This is a genomic window from Rhodococcus sp. 66b, from assembly GCF_002076325.1.
Classification (GTDB): domain Bacteria; phylum Actinomycetota; class Actinomycetes; order Mycobacteriales; family Mycobacteriaceae; genus Rhodococcus_F; species Rhodococcus_F erythropolis.
On the sequence record NZ_MUZB01000026.1, the window covers coordinates 1 to 22,607 of the forward strand.

Annotated in this window: 22 protein-coding genes and 1 pseudogene; 19 read left to right on the top strand and 4 right to left on the bottom strand. The window is 59.5% G+C overall.

Annotated elements, in window-relative coordinates:
* The first annotated feature begins 393 nt into the window (after positions 1 to 393).
* The 4 genes from B0E55_RS32515 to B0E55_RS29995 all read left to right on the top strand — a co-directional run bounded on the left by B0E55_RS32515 (position 394) and on the right by B0E55_RS29995 (position 2,297).
* A complete protein-coding gene (locus B0E55_RS32515) occupies positions 394 to 516 on the top strand; it encodes a hypothetical protein (protein WP_256921942.1) in 123 nt (40 codons plus the stop codon).
* A gap of 159 nt (positions 517 to 675) precedes the next feature.
* Positions 676 to 843, top strand: a complete 168-nt coding sequence (locus tag B0E55_RS31750) for a hypothetical protein (protein WP_019749985.1) — start codon at positions 676 to 678, stop codon at positions 841 to 843.
* A 564-nt stretch (positions 844 to 1,407) separates the two neighbouring features.
* Positions 1,408 to 1,956 carry a hypothetical protein gene (locus tag B0E55_RS29990; protein WP_125461304.1) on the top strand — a complete coding sequence of 183 codons (549 nt, stop codon included), beginning with the start codon at positions 1,408 to 1,410 and terminating at the stop codon, positions 1,954 to 1,956.
* Positions 1,957 to 2,069: 113 nt separating this feature from the next.
* Positions 2,070 to 2,297, top strand: a complete 228-nt coding sequence (locus tag B0E55_RS29995) for a DUF2283 domain-containing protein (protein WP_019749988.1) — start codon at positions 2,070 to 2,072, stop codon at positions 2,295 to 2,297.
* A 178-nt stretch (positions 2,298 to 2,475) separates the two neighbouring features.
* On the opposite strand, the gene B0E55_RS32040 is transcribed toward B0E55_RS29995, so the two are convergent.
* On the bottom strand, positions 2,476 to 2,640 hold the full coding sequence (locus B0E55_RS32040) for a hypothetical protein (protein WP_019749989.1): 165 nt from the start codon (positions 2,638 to 2,640) through the stop codon (positions 2,476 to 2,478).
* A 98-nt stretch (positions 2,641 to 2,738) separates the two neighbouring features.
* Between B0E55_RS32040 and B0E55_RS32365 the strand changes: the two are divergent.
* Positions 2,739 to 3,035: pseudogene (locus tag B0E55_RS32365) on the top strand (ATP-dependent DNA ligase); the annotation flags it as partial.
* Positions 2,968 to 3,678, top strand: coding sequence for an SOS response-associated peptidase (locus tag B0E55_RS30005; RefSeq protein ID WP_080911108.1), 711 nt, complete (start codon positions 2,968 to 2,970; stop codon positions 3,676 to 3,678). The pseudogene B0E55_RS32365 and the gene B0E55_RS30005, both read left to right, overlap by 68 nt.
* Before the next feature lie 62 nt (positions 3,679 to 3,740).
* On the opposite strand, the gene B0E55_RS30010 is transcribed toward B0E55_RS30005, so the two are convergent.
* Entirely contained in the window at positions 3,741 to 4,379 is a 639-nt protein-coding gene (locus B0E55_RS30010) for a hypothetical protein (protein WP_019749991.1), read from the bottom strand.
* A gap of 100 nt (positions 4,380 to 4,479) precedes the next feature.
* Between B0E55_RS30010 and B0E55_RS30015 the strand changes: the two genes are divergently transcribed.
* The gene (locus B0E55_RS30015; RefSeq protein WP_080911099.1) at positions 4,480 to 5,355 is read left to right on the top strand and encodes a hypothetical protein; all 876 of its coding nucleotides are present in this window, start codon (positions 4,480 to 4,482) and stop codon (positions 5,353 to 5,355) included.
* Between the two features lie 165 nt (positions 5,356 to 5,520).
* On the opposite strand, the gene B0E55_RS30020 is transcribed toward B0E55_RS30015, so the two are convergent.
* Positions 5,521 to 5,838: a hypothetical protein gene (locus tag B0E55_RS30020; protein WP_080911100.1), complete on the bottom strand. Its 318-nt coding sequence runs from the start codon at positions 5,836 to 5,838 to the stop codon at positions 5,521 to 5,523.
* A 712-nt stretch (positions 5,839 to 6,550) separates the two neighbouring features.
* Between B0E55_RS30020 and B0E55_RS30025 the strand changes: the two genes are divergently transcribed.
* From B0E55_RS30025 to B0E55_RS30085, 12 genes are all read left to right on the top strand, one after another.
* The gene (locus B0E55_RS30025) at positions 6,551 to 7,033 is read left to right on the top strand and encodes an SRPBCC family protein (protein ID WP_019749519.1); all 483 of its coding nucleotides are present in this window, start codon (positions 6,551 to 6,553) and stop codon (positions 7,031 to 7,033) included.
* A 31-nt stretch (positions 7,034 to 7,064) separates the two neighbouring features.
* Positions 7,065 to 7,244, top strand: coding sequence for a hypothetical protein (locus tag B0E55_RS30030; protein WP_019749520.1), 180 nt, complete (start codon positions 7,065 to 7,067; stop codon positions 7,242 to 7,244).
* A 670-nt stretch (positions 7,245 to 7,914) separates the two neighbouring features.
* Complete coding sequence (locus tag B0E55_RS30035) at positions 7,915 to 8,862, top strand: phospholipase D family protein (RefSeq protein ID WP_080911101.1); 948 nt, start codon at positions 7,915 to 7,917, stop codon at positions 8,860 to 8,862.
* Between the two features lie 774 nt (positions 8,863 to 9,636).
* Positions 9,637 to 9,894, top strand: coding sequence for a hypothetical protein (locus tag B0E55_RS30040; protein ID WP_007733695.1), 258 nt, complete (start codon positions 9,637 to 9,639; stop codon positions 9,892 to 9,894).
* A 4,304-nt stretch (positions 9,895 to 14,198) separates the two neighbouring features.
* Positions 14,199 to 14,981, top strand: coding sequence for a ParA family protein (locus B0E55_RS30050; protein ID WP_007733691.1), 783 nt, complete (start codon positions 14,199 to 14,201; stop codon positions 14,979 to 14,981).
* On the top strand, positions 14,978 to 15,292 hold the full coding sequence (locus B0E55_RS30055) for a hypothetical protein (RefSeq protein WP_019749523.1): 315 nt from the start codon (positions 14,978 to 14,980) through the stop codon (positions 15,290 to 15,292). The genes B0E55_RS30050 and B0E55_RS30055 overlap by 4 nt, the downstream gene beginning before the upstream one ends.
* Positions 15,293 to 15,922: 630 nt before the next feature.
* Entirely contained in the window at positions 15,923 to 16,897 is a 975-nt protein-coding gene (locus B0E55_RS30060) for a DUF2637 domain-containing protein (protein WP_019749524.1), read from the top strand.
* A 109-nt stretch (positions 16,898 to 17,006) separates the two neighbouring features.
* Positions 17,007 to 17,633 (top strand): TetR family transcriptional regulator, encoded by a 627-nt coding sequence (locus tag B0E55_RS30065; RefSeq protein WP_241896179.1) that lies wholly within the window; start codon positions 17,007 to 17,009, stop codon positions 17,631 to 17,633.
* A 427-nt stretch (positions 17,634 to 18,060) separates the two neighbouring features.
* Positions 18,061 to 18,297 carry a YlcI/YnfO family protein gene (locus B0E55_RS30070; protein WP_019749526.1) on the top strand — a complete coding sequence of 79 codons (237 nt, stop codon included), beginning with the start codon at positions 18,061 to 18,063 and terminating at the stop codon, positions 18,295 to 18,297.
* Positions 18,297 to 18,596: a type II toxin-antitoxin system PemK/MazF family toxin gene (locus B0E55_RS30075; RefSeq protein ID WP_019749527.1), complete on the top strand. Its 300-nt coding sequence runs from the start codon at positions 18,297 to 18,299 to the stop codon at positions 18,594 to 18,596. The genes B0E55_RS30070 and B0E55_RS30075 overlap by 1 nt, the downstream gene beginning before the upstream one ends.
* A 28-nt stretch (positions 18,597 to 18,624) precedes the next feature.
* Entirely contained in the window at positions 18,625 to 20,475 is a 1,851-nt protein-coding gene (locus B0E55_RS30080; RefSeq protein ID WP_019749528.1) for a hypothetical protein, read from the top strand.
* The gene (locus B0E55_RS30085) at positions 20,475 to 21,272 is read left to right on the top strand and encodes a hypothetical protein (protein WP_019749529.1); all 798 of its coding nucleotides are present in this window, start codon (positions 20,475 to 20,477) and stop codon (positions 21,270 to 21,272) included. The genes B0E55_RS30080 and B0E55_RS30085 overlap by 1 nt, the downstream gene beginning before the upstream one ends.
* A 129-nt stretch (positions 21,273 to 21,401) precedes the next feature.
* On the opposite strand, the gene B0E55_RS30090 is transcribed toward B0E55_RS30085, so the two are convergent.
* On the bottom strand, positions 21,402 to 22,472 hold the full coding sequence (locus B0E55_RS30090; protein WP_003941261.1) for a PDDEXK nuclease domain-containing protein: 1,071 nt from the start codon (positions 22,470 to 22,472) through the stop codon (positions 21,402 to 21,404).
* Positions 22,473 to 22,607 lie beyond the last annotated feature (135 nt).

The following is a 22,607-nucleotide window of genomic DNA, read 5'->3' on the forward strand; positions in this document are numbered from 1 at the left end:
CTCTGCCTGTACATCGACGGGGACGCCGTCCGAGGGGTGGTGTGGTCGTCAGACGAGCCCCCGTACTTCGTTGACTACTCCACCTACCTCGACATCTGGACCAACGTCGGACTCGGCGCATGAAAACACACCCCTCCCCGCCAAATCTGGGACGCCCGACGGGTAACCATGGCATAACCCAGACGGTGCTCACCTGACCTCGACGGCCTACGCTGGCCGTCGCGCGCTGGAAAATTCTTGAAGAACAAGAACGCTTTCAGTCTTGTGTGATTTCACTCTCGAACCGCGCAAAATGATTGCTGAATATTCACGCAAGAGCGTTGACTGTCGGTAACGAGACCCCGCGGTCCTCAATCGGCTGACCGGGCGATCGCCGACAGAAGGAGCGCGCACATGTCGTGTGAACCCCACGTCCGCATGGCAACAGCCACGTCCGGCGGAGTGACATTCCGGTCGAGTCGTCGTAGCCGAGCGCGGCAACGCTGCACCCCCATCGCACTCCCCCGCGGCCTCTGAATCCCTACGGGTACCGACGACATGGCTCCCTCGCAACCCGGTCGACTGCGGCGCTTCGCAGAACGCGTCCTCGAAACAGTCGTGGACTTCGTCGTCGACGTCATCGGCGGTGTCATCGGGTCGTTGTTCCGTTGACAATGAACATGATTGGACCGCGCTGTGGCCGTGCCCCAACTTGTCCTGCTTACCGCCTTCGGCACCGGATTAGTGTCTTTGGCGCTGCAGGCCACGTCGCTGGCTTTCACGGGACACCGGACGCTCACCGGCGCCGCCACCAGTACCGCAGTGCTCGCGTTCACGCTTCTGACGCTCGGCTTACTGATCTGACCACTACGCGAGAGCGCCCAACAACGTGCCGGCTCTGACTAACAGCCGCGCCGCCGACGACTCCGTGACAGCGAGTCCTCCCCCGGTCCCCCAGCGAACGGAGAAACAGCCGTGCTGATCATCATCGCGGGGACGGTGGCTCTGCTCATCTACCTCGTCCGCAAAGGCTCCCGCGACACGTATCGCCCCTCGATACCTGATCGGTGGCCCGACCTCCCGCCCACGCCGCCTCTCGATCGATCGCATGTGGGCGATACGCAGCTTCCCACTTCGCCTTCAAGCCATGAGGTCCGTACGACGCCAGTGCCGGTGCCGGAGTTCGTTGCGGCCAGAATCCGGGAAGGATCCTTCGAAGGAATTCGGTGCCCGAACTGCAATCAGCGAGATTTGACGGTCGAGTGGATTCCCTTCGATGAACCCCTTTCCACTGCGGACGGGGACATCAGCTATGAGCTGTGGTGTTCGGCCTGTAGGTGGATAGCTCTGGTGCAGGGCCCAGCGTTTCCAAGCGCCCCACAGGCCGAAGAAATGCCCCTACAGGACCGCAACAGTGAGGACTCATCCATGGGTTCCGGTGGCAATCCCAGCGGAAGAACTTCTCTCTCTTTGGGAAGTGGGGCGTTCCAGGTCTACGACGAGTCGATCTCGGATCGGCTTTCTGACTTGCTATCCCAGTACTTCGATCACCCTCGTATGTACTGCTTCGCTCAGGACTGGCGTGGCATCCAGTTCTTCATTCTCGACAAGCTGACTCAGAACGAACCTGAAACAATGGTTTACATTTACGATCCCGCCCGAGGCATCGCAGAGGAACTGCTACCGTACGGGCTTCTTCTGCTGAGAATCGCAGATGGAACCATCTTGAACGGCTGCGCACTGGACCGATTTGCCTTCTGGCTGCAGCGGGCCGGTTTGTCCAGCTTGGACGTCGGACAATGCATCACGCCGCGAGTCTTCGTGTTCTTGGGCGGGAGCGAAGAGGACTACGACACCGATCCGCGATCCGCCCTGCCCTACGTGTATGCATCCTTGAAGATGAAAAAGAAGCTGAGAGATAGTGGACTCAAAGACGCGGACATCCTCACCGAGGAATTCTTCAACGGTCCCAACTGATTTGGATGAACCCGCGTTCGACGAGGATATGTGCCGGTACTTCACGTGTTGAAGTATCGGCACGGCGACAGCGTCAAGTCGCCTCACGCTTCGCCCAGAACTATTCTCTCGATATGCATCTGACATTCGCGGCAACATACGACCCTGACGCCGACGCTTCATACATCTATGTGGCCTCCGACCGGGCGAACGGAGATGCGGTGCGCCAGCAGCACGTCGACTGTGATGGTTCTGACGGCCAGATCGTCCTCGACTTCGACAGAGACGGCAGGCTTCTCGGTATCGAACTACTCGGAGCCTTGTCCCTCCTGCACGCGTCCGCGCTCTCCCCGATCGACTAACCGGAGACCGGCCCCTAGATCTCTGCATCGAAGATGTCGGACCCGCGTACTACTCTGTACCCTGCGACGAGAATCAGGTCGCCACACTGACCAGACCGCAGCGAAAGCTGAGGTCCTGACCTGCAAGATCCTTGCAGGTCGGTCACATGTGGCGACCTGATCTTATGAATTCTGCCGGCTACCTCGCGGCTGGACGATCCGGCATCTTCAGCATGATCAGCTCCGCGCCGTCCTTGTAGCGGTACGCCCACTGGCCGTCCTTCGTCAGCACCGTGCCGGCCTGGCCCTCGTCCGGGGCCGGGCTCCACCCTCGAGTCTCATCCGGTTCTGTAGTCTCGCTCATTTCACTATTGTTTCAACCTCCGAAAATCGGCCGAAACCAGTACAAACCAGCGCACAGTGGAAGGTATGAGCGCCACCACCGGAAAACCAGTGCCGCCGATGCTCGCCACGCTCGGGCAGCCCCCGACAGGGGAGCGTTGGGCCTTCGAATCGAAATGGGATGACCAAAGAGCCATCACCACAACAGGTTCCGAGTCGCCCGTGCTCTGGTCGCGCAACGATAACAACATCAGCGCATCGTTCCCCGAGATCGTGGACGCGCTCCGCTCTGTGCTCGATCACCGCAAAACCGTCCTCGACGGGGAAATCGTCGCACTCGGACCGGACGGTGTCCCGTCCTTCTCCCTGTTGCAACGACGAATGCACGTCCTGCGGCCCACCGCTCAGCTCCGCAACGAGGTCGCAACCTCGTACTACGTGTTCGACGTCCTCGACATCGACGGCACCTCGTGTGATCCTCGAACGCACCCCACGCGAAGAACCGGACGACGAGCCCCAGCGTCAACTCAGATCTGTCAAATGGGGATTTCTGCCGGCCTGGGCGAAAGACCGGAAGATGGCATCCAAGCTCATCAATGCCCGCAGCGAAACCGTCACCGAGAAAACATCATTCAGAAGCAGTGCATCCAAACGGCGCGCCATCATTCCGGCCAATGGATACTACGAGTGGATGAAAAGTGAAGCAGGGTCGAAGATTCCATACTTTCTCCACGGAGAAAGCGACGTGATCGCAATGGCTGGACTCTACGAGTTGTGGCCCGATCCTGAACTGCCAGAAGACGATCCAAACAAGTGGGTATGGACCTGTACAGTTTTGACTCGACCAGCAACAGATGCCTCGGGACACATACACGACAGATCTCCGCTGATCCTCCCAGAGACATTCTGGGAGCACTGGCTCGACCCGAACCTCACCGACAAAGGTGAGGTCCAGGCCATGATCAACTCGGTTCCGGAGCCGCATCTCGAGCCCTACGAAGTCTCGACTGCGGTGAACAGCCCTCGCAACAACAACCCGTCACTCTTGGAGCCGGTCTGACCACACGTCCATTGGCGCACAACGCGACCGGCAACTGTCGTCTGGCCGCGGTGAGCCGACGGTCACCGCGGAGAGTCGTGGAGCCGAAACAGAGCTGCCGCTTCGAGCCCATCCTGCAGGTACTCGTACTCCCCCACCAGCGCTAAGCACAGAGTCAGCTCGTCGAGGTCCGATCCAGCATTGAGCAACGCGCGGAGGGCCGCGTCATCTCCGCGTACCGGTTGCCCGAGAAGGTCTTCCGAAGCCTGCTCAAGGAAGTCCGCGAGGGAGGAGAGCGCTGAATTCGGCTCCCTGGACGAACCCGGTGCAAGGACGAAAGGCACAACGCGTGTCGGATCATGGCCAACAGCTCTCCACCTCCCGGACTCGTATCCGTAGGCGAAGTTCAGGATTTCATCGTTGCTGGCGGTTTCGAGCCACCAGGGTTCGGCACCGTGATCACACAAGACGGCGCGGCCGCCCTCCACAGCAGGATCAGGGCTGTGCCGGTCGAAACCGCAGATCGCAGCACGACCGCTCGGCAGCGAAATGAAGTCGAAGTGTGATCCGCCGCCGTCACGGTCGGTGACTCGATTGTTTTCGATGGTGAAGGTCGAATGGAGGTCAGAGAAGGAGAAAACTGCCGCGTACGCTGCCGCCCATCCCGCGAGCATCCGATGTGCTGCAGCCGGATCCGGAAGGTCGATTTCAATCGGAGTCATCGTCAGACCGTAACGCTCATCAAGTGCGCTCGGCCCGTCGTGCGCCGCACCACAGGACCACCTGCCAGCGGAAGCGCGCGGTCACTGGAAGCATGAGCACATGCTCACTATTCGGATCACCGACAACGCCGCAGCATTCCTGGGTGTCGGCGTCGGGTTCTCTGCGATCGACCCCACCGACGGCCTCACGCCGCAGCTCAGGGCGAAGTTGAATCGCGGAATAGAACGCCGCGGAAAGCTCCTGGTCTGGGCGGACTCACGTGCCGACGACGAGAGTCCGCCGGCAAACTTCTTCGACTACACCGGGTGGGAATGCAACGACAGTTCATTCCACCTCGAAGACTATGTGCCACTGCGCGCCCCGAATGCCGTCGCGGAAGACTTCCTTCCCTCCGGCCTTCCGGTCGAGTCGATGGGACCGTTCATCACCAGATCCGATCAACGCGCGTTGCTCGAGCAAGGGATCGCGTTCGCCCGCGAATTCGCCCAGCTTGTCTACGATCTGCCCGAACCCGCCCCCGTTCGCTGCATGATCTTCGTCAACAGCAATTGCGGCACCTTCCGGTTTCACCAGATCGAGCCCGGGGTGGAGTGGACCGCACTCGACCTCCTGGAGGACGACTACCCCACCAAATTCAGCAGCAAGGGCGTTGTCGTCGACATCGTCCCCTCGACTACCAGGACTTTTCGGTGCCAAGTCTGTGGATACCCTGGATTACGCGAGCGGCCTTACGCCCGAGATGGTTCGGGTTCCGGCGAGAGGTGTCCAGCGTGCGCGTTCACGTTCGACGCGGCCCCCGGCGCCGACCAGCACCGCCACAGCAGGCAATCGAGCACGCATGAACAGTGGCGTGAACGCTGGATCTCCGGCGGAATGCGGTGGCAGAGCGCCCCGGACGTGCCCCAACCAGTGATCTGGGAGCCGGTCAACGAACTCGCCGAACTTCTCACCATGCGCAGGCGATCCCTACAGTGATACCTCGCAAGAGGATTCGTTCGGCCGCATATCAGTTACACGGGTTTCGCCACCCGCATTGCCGACACGGTGACCGCGCCGGAATCGATCACGGACGTCGTGAAAACCTGGTGACGTGAACCGCTCGACACCGACACCATTCACGCGCAGGCGTACCCGCGGAGGTCACAGCAGGATCCCACGCTCGGCGTCCGCAATGACCATCGCAGCTGTCCGTGATGCCCATCTGTCGTGGTCGAGCAGACTCCACGTCGGGTCGCGGTTGTCCAAGGGCCTCGCCGCTAAATACACCCGCTGCACAAACTGGCCGACGGCGGCAAAGGACAAAGCGATCCACCGCCACGGTCGATCATCTGCCGCGATACCTAGTCGACCCATCACGGTCGTCGTTATCGCCGAAACATCACTGCCCGCTCCTGCGAACGGTGCCGCTCCGACGTTGAGGACAGCAGTCCACGACTCCACCAGCGACTTCGGCCCCACTCCTTCGCAACGGACAGTCGCATGTCGCCGGTAAGAATTTCCGTCACCCGAAGGACGGGATCTAGGGCCGAGCGATCACGATGTGGAAGTAACCGTAGACAGTGTTTTAGAACTCGTGCCAGTTTTCTTGTTTTATCTCAATTGTTCCGACTTAAGTCGTAGTTTCGGCATCTCAACAAGGGGTGCGTTAGCACTTAAGTTCCACAGAAAACGCTCGACAACGACGCCTATCAGTACCGCGCACAAGTGAGATCCCCATTTCCGTTGCGTTCCATTGTCCACGGGTGCAGAGTTCAGAGGCAAACGAGGATCGACGAACAGTGGTTCGATTTCGACACACAGCTCCCCCACCTCACCGCCCAGTGCCATGGCCAGGTTCTTCGGCGAATGGAACTGTCCCCGCCACTAAATTATCGCGAAACTCTCCGCACGTTCGTTTGTCGAGCACCTCTCACGAGTCGACACAATCCGCCAGCGGCACTACAACAGTCACCCAGTATCCACACGGTCGATTACCCACGCTCTCCACGAGCATTCGCGAAGACTCCATGGATCACCTACCCCGCTCAGGATTACTCAACCATCCGGCGCGTGAACGGCAGCATCCGACATGTCCGCGCATCACCCCGCCTCACCGACCGAAGCCGATGAATGCACCCACCGAACGAGAGAAACCTCGCCGACCGATCGGCGGTATGGCAGCATTCGCCACATGACTAGCGAACGGATCGAAGTACAGCGCACCATCCGTGCCGACCCCGCATCGATCTTCGCGGTCCTCTGCGACCCTCAGGGGCACGTCGCCATCGACGGATCCGGAATGCTGATGGGCGCAGATGGCGAACTCGTGACCGCGACCGGCGACGAATTCGTCGTCCACATGGATCGCGAAGCTCTGGGCGACCTACCCATGGGACAGTACGACGTCACAGTGACGATCAAAACTTTTGTTCCCCAACGCGAAATAGCATGGACCATCCTCGGAACTGTCCGGCCTCCGATCGGGCACGTCTACGGATATCGGATCGAGCCGGCCGACGACGGCCACAGTTCCCTCGTGACCTCGTACTACGACTGGTCTGATATCGGCCCCGCCTGGCGGCAAGCAGGAATCTTTCCCGTCATCGCCGAAGGATCTCTCAAAGCCACGCTCGGTATCCTTGCACGCACCGTAGCCAGAGGTTATCCGCGCTGACCCCGCCCGAAAGCCCAGCGCCGGGGCCGTGATGCTCCTCTTCCGCGAGCGCGCAGCCACCACCGTGACAATCGCAGCACTGATCGCCGGTGCCGTCGCAACCTCATGGATCTATCTCAACGGAATCGTCTTCCCCACAACGTCTCCAGTGAGTGCCATGTCCTACGTTGCGCTCACAACCATCACGCCGGCCCTACCGCCTGTTATCTGATGGGGCGCCGAAGCCACGCTGACGCCTCCCAGCCGCCACCTCACCTGAACTCGCGACAAGAGGCTGCCAAAGAGTAGTAGACGAACCTCCACTGCAGCCCAACACGCCCGGCTTCCCCGTCACGAGGCACGGGTCCATCAGTTCATGAAGACCACGCCGCCCGACCTACACTAGAATGCCGAGAAGTTTTCTGCACGTTCACTTTTCGAGCACTGATCACGAATCGACTCGGCCCGCCAGCGACACTACATCAGTCACCCGATATCCACACGGCGAGCGCCTACGATCTCAGGACTACACGCCCCTCCAGGCATGGGCCCGCACGATCCACCACGCCCGCCCTCACCCCCGCGGGATCGCGTACCGCGGCAAATTTCCCGGTGCACTGCGCGGGGCGCTGCTCGAACAAGCAGCAGACCCTTCCCACCCGTCCGGCGCCATCACTGCCACCGTCCCGTATCGAAATCGCACGCCGAATCGACAGCGCTGCAGTCGCACTGGGGTATAACGCCGTCTGACCCGGCAGGGTTGATCGCTACAACATTCTTCGACCTCCACGACAGATCACAGATATCCGGAAGTTTCTTTTGCTCCGGAGACGACTCAGAACGACGGCAGCTTTCACGCAGGAGCCAGAAATCGGGCCCGATTCGCGCTACCGTTCTAGGCTATGGGGACCAGCTTCCACGGACCGAACCCGTGGCCACACATCACTCGCGCGATCCGCACGCGAGGCCCACGCTATGCCGCTGTTCCCTATCTCGGACACCTTGCGCCCGAACTACTTCCACTTCGCAGTGGAGACCTTCTGATCGTCAATGCTTCTACCGCGGCGATCCGCGCCCACGCCACTTCACCTGCCGTTCTTGCGCACTACCTCAGCAAGGGCGTTCGCATCCTGTCGTCGTCAACACTGCACGCCAAGGTCATCGTGGCGAACCAACGAGCTGTAATCGGCTCGCCGAATGCTTCCGAAAATTCCACATTCACCCATGAAGCGGTCGTCATTTCCGATGACCCCCAAGTGGTTGCCGACAGTCGCGCGTTCGTCAACAATATCGACGAAACCACTGCTGTAGACCAAATATTCATCGACAACGCCGCGCGCGAATGGGCGATCGGGCGTGCCGTACCCATACCTGGCATCACTGGCCGAATGCAGAACCTTGACAACGACTTTCCTCTTGCTCCGACCAACCGAGTATTTATCAGGCAAGTCAGCGATCACGAAACCCGTCCCTCCGTGCGCATCGCGCCTGTGAAACAGACTTCAACGAAGCATCTTTCGGTCAATCCGAGCGTGAGATACCGACTCGAAACACTCAGACTCGGAAAACCAAGCAGCATGGCACGTGGGGACGTCGTCATCCGCGTCTCCACGGACAACGAATTGTTATTGCCACCCGCTGTCGTGATATCCAACCAGGATCGAATACCGGATTCCCCCAGTCATTTTCAGTTCTTTCTCCGCGTTCGCAACGACCTGCTACCGCTTCCTGTGCCAGACACCGAGAGGTATCTCGTCGAGGTCGGGCACCCCAGCGCACAACTGCGGTCCAACCACTACGTTCGCTCGCTCAGTCTTCGGGCCGAACTGTTGGCGTTGTGGAACCTTTGAGTCCTGAGAAACGAATATTGACGGAATGCGAAGCATTCCTTCGAGTGCGCGAACAGCGCACCGTCAATACGTCGATCCGAGCAATGTACTCACGGAAGCCGAACGACGCACGACCCTAATGTTCGAATCCGGTGAACGAAATCCTCTGCGCAACTGCGATAAAGAGCATTCCGCGTGACAATATATGCGGATCGACCTCCCCCAACCGAAGTCCCTCACGATTCGCAGGCGGACACGAAGGCACAAACCCTCCCCGCTGGAAACCTACGTTCGGCAGCTGACAGGTTAAGGTGCCTTTCCGGATCTTTCAGGTGCTCCTCTCGACACGTGACCCGAGCCATCGAGCTCGCAGACGCACCATCGACTGTCCACAGACCCCCGTCTCCATCCATCTCCAGGACACACGGCAGCAGCCTGCGGAAGCGCCGTCAAACACGCGGGTTACATAACCCCTCCCCCGCGTTCAGTCGCACATGAACCTCCCCGGCGTCTGACAGCATGAGAGCCAAGCATCTCCATCCGCTCCCGAAGAATCGAACCCGATTCCGACGCTAGACCCATCATCGAACCGCCGACCGCCAACGCACCCAAACCCCACCTTCAGCGAAGCCGCAGAGGTGGTCCGTCAAGCCCCTCCCTGGTCGGGCCGGCGGCGGTCTGTGAGGCGGGCCGCCGCAAAATCCCTCAGAACTCCATGGCAACATCAACCACACGCGACACACCGAACAAGCGCGCCTACCCGTATCAGTTACAGATTGGTTCTAGTCTTTCCTCATGGCACAGCACAACAAGGGACCTCGCGGACACATCGCGACTCGTGCTCCCCTCAAGCAGCACAAGGTGTACGAGGATCGGGCCGCCGAACTCGGAATCCCTGCTGGGGATTACTCCGTGCTCATACTGGCCATCACCCATGGACTGGACATACCGGACTACATCATCGACAAACTGCATCCGGACCAGCTGAGACTGCTTGAGGTCGAGGCCGCTGGATCACTGCGCCGCATCGAGCAGCTTGCGGTCGGCGCATGAACTACCCCTAGACAGCGAACAACCCCCAGGGCTTGGCGGCATCGGGGGCTGTCCGTTTATGCGGTTGTGAGAGCTTCCCAGCTCCCTGACCACCACTAACCCAGTGAAGGAAGAGGCGGTGACCACCACTACCTCGAAAGGAAGAGGCGGTGCTTACTCGATGATATCGCAGAAACGCAATTCCGCCATACTCGCGGACGTATTCGCGGTGTCATTTTTGGCACGTCCAGATCACATTTCGGCTTTCGCGGCGCTCGGATCACACTTCTGCGTCCCGAATGTCCCATCCGAGCAAGCCAGCACCGTACCCACAGTGGTACCGATGTGCGGCCGCCGGATCGAACAGACCTTCCGAACAACCGCGGCCGTGACGCGCGTACAGCGGATCCGCAGACAGGGAGGCCGCCCCTAGCCGACAACGAACGAAGTGCCCGATACCTAACTAAACAGCGCAGACCTCTTGAAAAGCACAAAGGCCCCCGAAGGGGGTGATTGGGAGCGGACCGCATCGCGGCGAAATAAGGACTGGCAGGTCCTTGACGTCGACTGAGAACTGGCAGGTTCTCCGACATCTGTTCTCGAACATTCTCGAGAGGTGAGCTTCGAAAGTTAGCGCTTTCTCTGCTCGTACTGCATCCCCCTGGAAGGGACTTACCTATGGCAGGTATGTCTCAGGGTAGCGCATACCCTGAATACAGCCCAACTCATTCCATATCACCAACCTTCGGCGTGTCGCGCATCGGCACCCAATCCGCTGTTCCTCAATCGACAGAAGTCGACGAATGGCAAGCGGCAGTCGATGATGCTCTCTCACGTATCGCGCGCCTCGAATCCGCTACACGGCAACTCAACGAGTCCACTTACCAGCGTGGACGCTCTTGGTCCCTACCTGTCGAACCAACGGAACAAGCACGCGTTCCAGTGTGGACATCACGCAGGGAATGGCTCCGCCAATTCCGGCATCACACCACCAGCCCGGCCGGCAAGGCGTTGTGCGCGCGCAACCTGATCAAGCCCGACAAGGCTTACGCAGTGGCACAAGCTCACGCACATTTCGCCGAATCCCACACCGGCCGCGGGGTCTCCGCAGCGAAATCAACGATCGCTGCCCGGGCCAAAGTCAGCGAATCCTCTGTCAATCGCGCCAGGCGAGTGCTCATCGCGCTGGGAATGGGCATCGAACACGTCCGGGGACGGAACCTCAAAACCCTGGAATTTCTGGCTGCTGAAGCCCATCACGGGGGTCAACAGCACCGCGCTGCATCGACATGGTCACTGTCATCCCCTCGAACAATCGTGGCAACGACACCTCACCGCAAACTCGCCAAGACGCGACCGTCTCGCGCCTCTGAAAGAGCAACCCGCCACAGAGCTCACAACTCTCTGAGGCCCGACGTCAATCGCGTCTATCAGCCCCACAGCAGTCGACCAGGGCCGATAGGAACTGACACCCTATCTAGTGTTGGTTTTTTATCTTTTGAAGTTCTTCCGTTAGGAAGAACTCACCAACGCGCGCACGCGCGAGCCCAGCTCACAACAAAAAAACGAAGCACTTCTCGGATCACACCGCGGCCTCTGGCACTTCAGAGGACTGCAGCCGAACTCGTCAACCATGCGCCGGCTCTCAGACCGACCGGACATATCGGGGCGATCTGTGATCTTCTCCGCGATGTCAAGATCGATACGACGCGATGGACAGGACGTGACATCGCACAGACGCTTTCCCGAGACACAGCAGACCGGGGGTGGATCTGGCCAACAAGATCAAGCCTGGTCTCACCGTTGGCATACCTCAGACGCAGGCTCGATGGGATCGACTGGACCGGAGAATCGCCCAGTGAACAGCGTAAATCGGCCGACCTGGCGCGAAAGAAGGAACAAGAATTACTTGAAAGCTCACATGTTCAACGTACGAAAATGGCAGCGAACCCGGAGCACCGCGCCAAGATCCTAGCCAGCATTCGGGCACACCTGACATGCAAGCAGCAGCATTGAGGCTTTACTGGCCCCAATCCGGCCAAGCAATACACGTCCGAAAAACACGCCTCACGATGATCGACAAGCGTTGCCGAGAAGTGTGGCGATCCGTGGCACAGCACCCTGATCGCCACAGGTGTAAATACTCATGGCGACGTTGATCGGGACACAAAGAACCCGGAGGACAATGTTTTGATCTAATACGCGGAGCTCCACAGCCATTTTCGGAGAACTGACCCCGCCCGAGCCAGTCAATGGCGGGCTGGCGGTCCGCTTCTCTGCGCTTGAAGAACGTCGCGCTGGTACGGGTTCAACATCCGAGAGGGGTTGAAACGACAGCCGTTTCCTCCAATGCAGACGCGCCCGTAGGTATTCGGATCGTCTATCGGTCTATCCCTCCGAGACATGTACCTGACTGAGCATCTTTATTTGCGCAGGTAAACGGCTTTTTGTGCAGAGGAGCATGGTGCGATCACTGCGTGTGACGCATGCTTTGCGAGGCATCCTGGTCGCGCATGCCATACATGCAATGCGTGCGTTGCAAGGCATGCATTGCATGTATGGCAGCGCTGTTGCGTGAAACGGTGGGCCACCTTGCGTCGTTCGTAGCCGTCGGCACGGCAGCGCCGGCATCGTGCACGGAATACTTGTAGACGGGAAGCTGTCTCCATCCCCTCCCCCGCTCGGTCGAGAAGTGCGTGTGTTTCGGCGTTGCGATTCATGCGTCGCTGTATTCGAAATGTGCCCACCCACCCGAAAGTTCTGCTCGCAAAGCGGCGAAATCAAGCCTGACGGAACTGATTCTTCCCACCCCGTCCCCAAGCCTAATTGCGTCACTGTGACGTAAAGTTAGTGCCTGCTCGGACTCGCTTCGGTCATTCCGTCGCGGCCGAACTTCGACTGATCCGGATCTCCACACGTCCCTTCCCTTACACGTCCGGGTTCACACCGCGACCGACCTTTCGCGCAGAATTTTCGTTTCACCGCGGGCCCCCGCTGTGTCCTGAGATGATTCCGCAATGTTGTTCGTGGGTTAGATGAGCACCCCGACTGGCAGTCAGTCGGCTGTATCTCTCAATAGAATTGGAACCCCCTCCCCTCGGTCAGTGCGGTTGTTCGTCCCACGCATGTCTCAGTTTTTTCACCATCCGTGCGGTTCACGTGAGTCCTTCCTTCTGCCCTGGATGTTCGGACCCCGATGGAATGAAATATGTTCTGGCCTTCAAAGGGGTACAGGGTTCTATTGAAGTGCCCCCGGTGCGAACATCAGAAAGTTTCTGAAGCGGCAGGCTGTCTTGCCCGCCTCGTTGAGGTTGGCGCGTTCCTTCCATCCCCGCAAGGGCGGTGCATTGGCGGATGGCTGGGCAGGACCGCTCGCGACGGTTGAGCGATTTGTTCTGTGCGCACAGCGGAGATTGCTGAACCCTATATTTCCGCCTTTAGTCAGTTGGCTGCCCAATAGCGTCGCTTCGACTTCCTTGACAATCTGATCGAGACGGACTGTCACACGTTTCGATTCATGTCTGGAACGCCTCGCTATCGGGTGATCGTGGCAGCCAAGCTGCTCTTGGTCGGTCGACCTTTTGCAACGGTGTGTGACACTCACGGCAGATGTTTTTCGATTCGTTCGATGGCAATGAGTGCATTGACCTGCTATTTTGCGCGTCCACGCATGCGTGGTCGGCATGCATTGCATGCAGAACTGAAAGATGTGCGGTGCATGCAATGCATGTCCTGCTAGCAGTGCATGGCATGCGTGCAATCCTTGCATACCGCGTCATGCATGCTCTGCGTGCGCTGCGAGCGTTGTATGGTGTGCATGCAGAGCACCGCGTGCGTGCGGAGGTAGCACCGCTAGCTGTGCGTGCGGAGCACGCCATGCGTTGTATGTGCGCAGTGCTTGGCTAGCGAGGAACGCATTGTGTGCAAAGCATGCGGGGTTTGCTAGCGAGGCATGGATAGCGTGTCGCGCATGACGTGCACGGGTTGCGGTGAACGCGTGACGAGCATTGCACGCGTCGAACGCAAGGGTTGCACTTGATGCGACTCGTGCATGACACGCGCAGAGTGCGAGGCTTGTACGTCACGCATGACATGCGTGTTATGCTACGCGCGCACGTAGTGCACAGTGTGCGTGTGTAGCGAGCGAAGCAGACTTAGCGCGCAATGCATGCAGTGCTTGGATTGCCCGTCACGCACAGTCTGCATGCAGCCCACGTACAGCGTGGATTGCGCACACAGCACGCAATGCACATATTGCATGCAGCGCGTTGTTTACACGCAATGCACGCCTCGCAAATGTCAACGCCCTCGATGAAAGGTCCGCAATGCAGCCACGCAAAATCGCACTCGGCAACCAGAAGGGTGGCGTAGGCAAGACGGCCTCCACTCTCGGGCTTGCCAGCGCCATCACCGCGGTCGGCGGAAAAGTACTTGTCGTCGACATGGACCAACAGGGCAATACGACCGGCGGCCTCGGCGTCACTCTCGAAGAGGGCATGATGACGGCCTACCACCTCATGAACCAGACCAGAGAAGGCATTGCAGCCGAGGCGATCATTGCCACCCCATGGGATGGCGTCGACCTCATTCCCGCAGACGAAGAGCTCGGCAAAATCGAGTCGGATGGGTCGAATGACCTGGTGTTTCGCCTAGACGTTGCGTTCGAAGGGCTCGACCTTTCTCCTTATGACGCCGTGCTTTTCGACTGCCCTCCCAATATGGGCAAGGTGCTGTTCGCGGTTCTTATTGCAGCAGATGGCGTTGTCGCCATCACTGAACCCACAATCGACAGTGTCGGTGGCGTTCAGAAGCTCGAAGAGACAATCGACACCGTTCGTAAACGGGCGAATCCGAAGCTGGAATTCGACAAGATCGTGATCAGTCGTAAACGGTCTACCGGCGAACATGAGTTCAGAGAGAGCGAGCTACGGGAAACCTACGGCTCACTCGTCGCCAAGACATCGATCCCGGAACTCGCGGCCCGCCAGGACGCGCACTCGAATCGCACTCCGATTCACCAGTTCAAGGGTGGGAAAGCATTGACGCTGCAACTTGCCTACAGTGACTTGCTCGCTGAGTTGCCCATCGTGATCGGAGCCCCGGCATGAGCGTGAAGCGGGAACCTGCCATTCGTAAGACACATCCGGCTGAACTCATCCCGGAACGTCCGCCCAGGGGAGACGCGACCCCCGCGGCACCTGCAGCTACGCCACCAACGCCTTCAGCGGATCTCAGTGCCCGCAAAGATGAGGAGGAGAAGCTGTCGATGACCCACAACACGCGCATCAAACCTTCGACGAAGGATCGCCTTCGGCGTGGCGTCGACAAATTGCGGTACGAGACTGGCGATCGCGAAATCAGCGAGGCATCGATGACCGAGGCTGCGCTGGACGAATACTTGAAGGCCAGGGGACTGTAAAAGATTCGCGTGCATGGCATGCACTGCGTGCACGCATGATGGATTGTCTTAATTCTTGATTGTGGAGTTCGGCCCCCGGGCGAGGGCATCTTGTGTTTCGGCTGGAAGACCTAATTAGAGGCGCCTGGCACGACAGCCGAGTAGGCACATGTGGGGGACATTCCAAGGACCTCGATATTGAGAACGGTTCTCGGGTGCGGGCGGGAGGCGAACCGCCGGGGCGGGAAGTCCTTGCTGCGCGCACAATGCCATGTCCCTCTCATCTGCTGACTGTCCGTTCTGTAGAACTTGGAAGGCTTGGCAGCGCAAAGCCTGGAGCAAATTGCGTGAACAATCCGTTGCAGTCACGCAATTCTCACGCAAAATTGCAGACCACCCCACGTCACTCTGAGATCAACAGGCACGCAGCTGGAACGACATCCCCGACGTGCTTTGAGTGCGACGCAAAAAACATCAGTCGACTCTCGGATATGTCCGCTAGAAATCGCTGTCGACCCTCACCGCACGCAAAACGGACGAAACGCAGGAGTACGACCAGAAGAAATCTTCCGAAACCAGGAGGAGTCCCGCCGGCGGCAACCAGCGGGACTCCAGACCGAGAACACCCCTTTTAGGAAGGAAAACCCGATCATGGGTGATTTTAGTCTGCGCGCAGCGCGGATCCAGCTTGGAGCACTGATCGCCGCACTTCTCATCGCGATTTTGATCGCAATCGGGATCACCGCAGGCGCATTTGTCCTCTCCTTCGCGGTCCAACGGGACCTCGCGCGCCAAGGAACTATCCCCGAAAACCTCGCATGGATCTTTCCCGTCATCGTTGACAGTGCAATCTTCGGTTCCACCGTCGCCATCGTCATTCTGAGCAAACTGAAGATGCATCGACGCGACAAGTACTTCTACGTTGCTGTTGCTGTTGCGGTGGTCGCGATCAGCATCCTCGGGAACGCCTACCATGCGTTCCACTCCGCAACAGTTGCGCAACAGGCCGTTGCGGCAGGTCAGAGCATCGGCTACACGCCTCTCGACCCGGCCGTTGCTGCCATGATCGCGGTCATTCCGCCGGTGCTCGTACTCGCCTTCACGCACGGTCTGGGAATCCTGATCAAAGCAACGGGTATTGCATATTCCGACTACAAGATCGAGATCGACAATGCTGCCGCAGGTGTGGGTACGGTTGGTACGCAAAGCGTCGTCATGCGCAACGAAACAGCCGTAGGAGCCCAGCCTTCTTTAGGCGTCGTAGAAACGCATGACGCGCCGGAAAGCGCTCCGCGCCCGAGCCCCTCCGAACAAACGGGGTCTTCAGTGGACCCGGAGCCGTCGAACGCAGAGGCGGTGGCGCACGCCGAACTCGAATGGTTCATTGCCACATCGGACCTGCCCGACGCTGTCAAGGACACCGCACGACGCAAGCTTGCAGACCCGACTCTCACCTGGGAGCTGATCGCCCAGACGTCCAACCCTCCGGTTGCAACATCGACCTCGTGGCGCCGATACGAAAAGTTCGATACCGCGGCCCGAGCAGCTGGCTTCGACAATCCGCCGCTCATCGACATGCGAGCCTCCGATGTTCACTTCACCGACCAACTCGTCACTACAACGTGAGTAGCGCCGCAACCTGCCAACGCCAAGGTTCCCGAGCGCCAGGAATTGCATCATCATGGAGGGATTGACCACAGCAGAGTGCCCACAGACTGCAGGTAAGGAACCCGCATTGACCGACCCAGACGACCGACACCACTTGATCGTTCCGCCCGAACCGCGCCAGCGACCCCGACAACAGCGAGCGCACGAGACGAAGGCCAAGATCCTCAAGGCAGCTGCACGCTCATTCTCGATCGATGGGTACGCCGCTACCTCCATGAACGACATCGTTGCGGAGGCTGCCTCCACGAAAGGAGCCGTGTACTTCCACTTCGACTCCAAGGAAACGATCGCGCGAGAACTCATCAACCACTGGTTGACCGCGCTCGGCGGAACCCGGCAATCAACCGACGAATCAGCAATACCAGCGATCGAGAAGTTGGCTGTATTCTTCAACGGTTCAGCGGCGCTTATAGCCGACGATGCCCTGGCCCGAGCCGGCCTCAGGCTCACCATGGAAGCAGGTCTCGATACCGCCCAACCCGCGTTCCGTGAGTGGGTGGAACTCGTCAGCCGATTCGTCGATACTGCGATCGCAGACGGACAGCTTCCCGCCTCTGCCGCCCAGCGCCTGGCCGCGAATCTGTGCGCGGGATTTATCGGCGCAGTTCAAGTCATACAGGTGCTCGGCGACTCTGGAGATTTCACTTCACGCATTGACGACTTAGTGAACGCGTATTTGATTTCAGATGCGTAGTCCGCGCGCTGGCGAGGTCGTGAGTAGGGGAGAGGAACTGGACTCCTCGCGGTGACGTCGCCAACCGTGTGCACGGTGTACTGCTAATTCCTCGACGGTAGCGAGGCAGTTGCGTCGTCGAGAGGAGTGACAAAGTGCCTGACATCGAGAGCCGAATCCCCGGAGTGCTTTGTCTCATAGCGAATATTTCAGCGATCCGAGCCGTACCGATGTGGAGACGTCACCAGCGATGGGACCGTCACTGAGACTGAAGAACACCAGATAGAGATCGACCGATGAAGACAGCGGAAACCGTGTGCGTGGCAAGGTGTGCCGCGTCGGGCCGCTGAGTACTTCATCGGCCCTTGCCTCCCGTTGAAATGATCGGTTGCAGAACTCGCACGCGATGGTGGTACCAAATCGAATCCCACTTCGGTACCATCAGTATATGAGCACGCAGATCGCGGTACGACTACCGGACGAGATCGTGGAATTTCTCGACGACGAAGTCAGGGAACATCGCGCCGCCTCGCGAGCCTCTCTAGTGTTGCGCGCTCTCGAACGGGAGCGTCGCCGTCAGATAGCTGCACGAGACGCGGAGATCCTCTCGGCCGCAACATCCGAACATGATCTGAGCCCCCTCGCTCACCACGCTGTGAATCGACTGCCAACAGGCTCGACCTGATGCGACCAATTCATGAAGCCAACCTCGACTCAGTTCGGCCGGTCCTCGTACTCACCCGAGAGATGGTCCGTCCACACCTCGGGACCGTCACGGTAGCGCCCATCACCGGCGAGATCCGAGGACTGTCCACTGAGGTGTCCGTCAGCGCCGCTAACGGACTATCCGCCGACGCCGTGGTCAGTTGCGACCACATCACGACCATTCCCGTCAGTGCACTCGGCAACATCATCGGTTATCTTCTTCCAGCGCAAGAGGAATCACTGTCCATAGCCGTGCGCGCCGCCTTCGATCTCGAATGATGACGACAGTGAACGGAAAGGATGAAACATGGCGCTGAAGAAAGGGGAGCAGTTCACGCTATTCGAGCTCGAGCCACCCGAATCCGCTACTCGTCCGGACGAAGTTCCCGAACCCGATCAGCCTTCTCTGTTCGACGTTGACGACACCGCTTGTCTCGAAACGGATTCCGGGGTTGCGGAGCACCCCCGGACCGACGACATCGTCGCCCCTCCGGATGAGCGCTCCAACGAAATGGAAACGGAACCCACCCAGGCGTCAGAACTCGACGCAACTGAACCGGCCGCCCTTCCTCCCGCCAGCGAGGCAGCAGACGGCCACGCCGTCATTGTCACAGCAGCCGGCACCTACACACCATCCGGCCACACACTCACCGGCCCAGTCGATTCCATCGAAAAACTCGACAAACTCATCAGATGGGCAACGCTCACCCCGCTGGGCGCACCGGCACAGATCTGGATAGTCGGAATCGAAGCCTGCGAAATGCTCGGATGGATCATCGACCCAGGCAGCGAAGACGATGTCGACGACATGGAAATCCTCCGCACCCGCGCTGCCGAAGAACTCACCGCGATCCTCCACGCCACGCTGACCCCCATGCTGACCGCAGGATGGGAACTCCGCGGAGAACCCGGCCACGTCGTTCACCTCTCCCGCACCACCGGGAACTTCACATCCATGGTCGACATTTTCATCGAACCCTACGTGTGGACCTACTGGAACAAAGACTTCGGATGGGGCAATCGCGTGGGGGACATGGGGATCCTCGGATCACCCACCGCCGGAACCTACCTCCCCGACGACGACCTCCCCGCTGCGCAGGAACTGGGACGCCGACTCGCCTGGTGCGCACAACACCTCGGCGTGCTACCCGGCCCCACCCCCGCACGCACCGGCGCCGCCATCGTCGACAAGATCAAACGCGACCGCACCCGCAGCGGTAAAGGAATCGTCGTCACTGTCGGTGGACCGGTCCCACCGCTGGACGGCGAACCCCGCGGAGATCTCGAACCTGCCGCCGGATGGACCCGCATCCCGGACCTCGAAGAACTTTCCGACGCAACACAACTGGTATCGATAGACCAACGAGCTGCGTACCTCGCTTCCGCTGGCATGCTCGAATTCGGCTACGGAAAACCTCGACATCTTCGCGGCGAGAACGCGCTCGACGCTGCGCGGCAATCGAAAACCCCGTTCGGACTCTGGCGTGTAACCCTCCCACCGGGTGACATGCTGGCGCTCCCACCCGCTCTACCGATGCCTCACCCACACATGCTCGCCGACCAACCTGTGCAGACCTGGATCACCACCGTCAGCCTCGATGCACTTCAAACGTCCATCGCCGATGGCGGAATCGGCGCAGAACTCGACGACCTCGACATCGCAGAAGCGTGGGTCTACCCCGAACAAGGTCGAGCCCTCGACAAGTGGGCGAAAATCTTGAGAGAGGCCCGCAAAGTTGCCGTCGACACAGGCGACACAGCAATGAAACGGTTCATCGGCGCCTGCTACAAGGGGTACATCGGCCGAATGGTCAACCCCGACATGTGGACCGCCAAACAAATGCAACACCACCACCAACCGCTCTGGCGAGCAGCGATCATCGCACACTGCCGCTGGCGAGGCCGCCGCGTCGCGATGCGCATCGCACGCGAAACCGGGCGTTGGCCACTGCGCACCGTCACCGACTCCTGGGTCTACCCCCTGCCCCCGGGCATCGACATCGCAGACAACAGTGACGCACTCGGGAAAATGACTCTGGAAAAGAGCGCCCCGCTCACCGAAAACATAACCGTCATGCTGACCGACGCCCGCGACACCCACGAGATCAACCTCGCACTCAAAGCTGCGTTCACCGACGAAGATGAAGGAAACATATAGTGGCCCTGCATCTTCCGAAACCACGATCAACCAAACCCGCACAAAAGACCGTCGGCTTGGACGGACTCAACGTATCCGTCTCGACAGCAGCAACAAGCGGTATCGAAAAATCGAAATCGGTCAAAAGTGGGGGATTAGCCGGACTCACCAGCAAAGTCTCCGTACGCCAGATCCGTACCGAAATCGGCAAAGAAGGCCTACGGCAAGCAGCTGTCGACGCCGGAAGAAAGCCACCCTCGGACCGAACACTGCGCCGCTGGGCGCAGCAAGGACGAATCCCGCACCCCGACGTCACCGAACGCGCACAACGGCGAGCCGCCATCGAACGCCTCGGCGGAATCGACGCTGTCGCACAGAAAATCGGCCGTTCACGATCAGCGGTCTCTCGCTACCGTTCCGGCGAAACGAACGAACTGCGCGCTGACGCGAAAAAGAAACTCAAAAACGTCAAAGCACGCGACATCATGGACCGCGCCGGCGTCCTACGACCCGACGGACAACCCAAAAAGGCCACCATCCGAGTCCGCGGGGGAGTGTCCGTCCGCAACGGTTCCGAAGAAGGCTACGACTATCGAGTGCGTACCCTCGACTTCGCGAACTCCGACAGCCCCTTCAGTCTCGACGAAACACGCGAACTCGCCATGGCTTTGGCCAACGACGATCATGCCCGAGTGGTTGCCATCCTCGAACGTCACGCCACGATGGATTACCCGGAAAACAAGGGATTCGACCAGTACGGCGACACTTTCGGATTTCACTTCGATTCCATCGAATCCGTCCACATCGACTGGACATAGAACTCCCCCTGCTCCTCGACGCACCGGGCGGGACCAGGCATCGCGTTCGCAGACCCTCGTGCGAAACACCGGTAGCGATCTCGGCACCAGAGGATATGTCGGCCAGGTTCGAAAATCGAATGGCGCCTCTCAGCCGGAGTTGTCAGGTTTGACGGGCAGTTGGGAGTCGAGTTCGGAGACAGTGGCTTCCACAGCTGCCGCGATCTCGTCGTCGGTAGGGACGAGATCGCGAACCTGGGAGGGGAGAGTCTCATAGGTGTAGTCGGCTACGGCGAGGGGTGCAGTTGTCCCGGCAAGTGAATACCGGACGACGTTGTCGTTGCGGCCGGCGCAGAGCAAGATTCCCACAGTCGGGGCGTGGATGTCCTTGTTGCGGAGGTTGTCGTCGATCCACGAAACATAGAAGCCGAGCTTCCCGACATACTCCGGCTCAAACCTGCCTACCTTCAACTCGACGACGACGAACCTCGCTTGCACCCAGTTGAAGAACAGCAAGTCGATATAGAAATCCTGATCACCGACCTCGAAATGGTACTGGCGTCCAACAAAAGCGAACCCGTGTCCCAGTTCGAGGAGGAACTGCTCCAGCCGACGCATCAGCGCGGACTCCAGCTCCCGCTCCGCGACACGTTCGGTGATGTCGAGAAAATCGAAGACGTACGGGTCACGCACCAATTGCTGAGCGAGATCGGAATCCTCAGCCGGAAGATGGTCCTGAAAATTCGACGGTGCCGCACCGATCCTGCGCCGTAAACCGCTGTTGATCTGATTTTGCAGCACATTGCGCGACCACCCGTGTTCAGCAGCCGTTGATGCATACCAGTCGCGGTCGGACTGGTTATCCAGCTTGTCGAGCAATACCGTCACATGACCCCACGGCAATTGGCCAACAGGTTGTTGGCCAATTGCATCGCGCCCCCAGATGCTCGCCATCTGCCGCATGTACTTCAGATTGGTCCGCGACAACCCACGCATGTCGGGAAAGGCCGATCGAAGATCGACGGCGAGCCTGTCGATCACCTTTGAACCCCAGCCCTCGGCCTCTTGACGCTGCACAATCGCGTGCCCTATGTCCCAATACAGACTGAGCAGTTCGGTGTTGACGATTCGGGTGGCGCGAACTCGCGCTTGCCGAACTTGCGACTTGAGATGGTCGAGAAGCTGGGCGTAGTCGGCGGGCAGTTCGGCTGGAGCATTCACCCATCCATCTTTACCCAGCGCTGCTGGGAACGCCCACCGGACATGCCCCCACTGGACACCTCAGCCCGCAGGAACGGCGACTCGGGCGTGCGCGCTAGACGCAGGATCACCCGGCCCTCGCACAGCTCAGTTCTT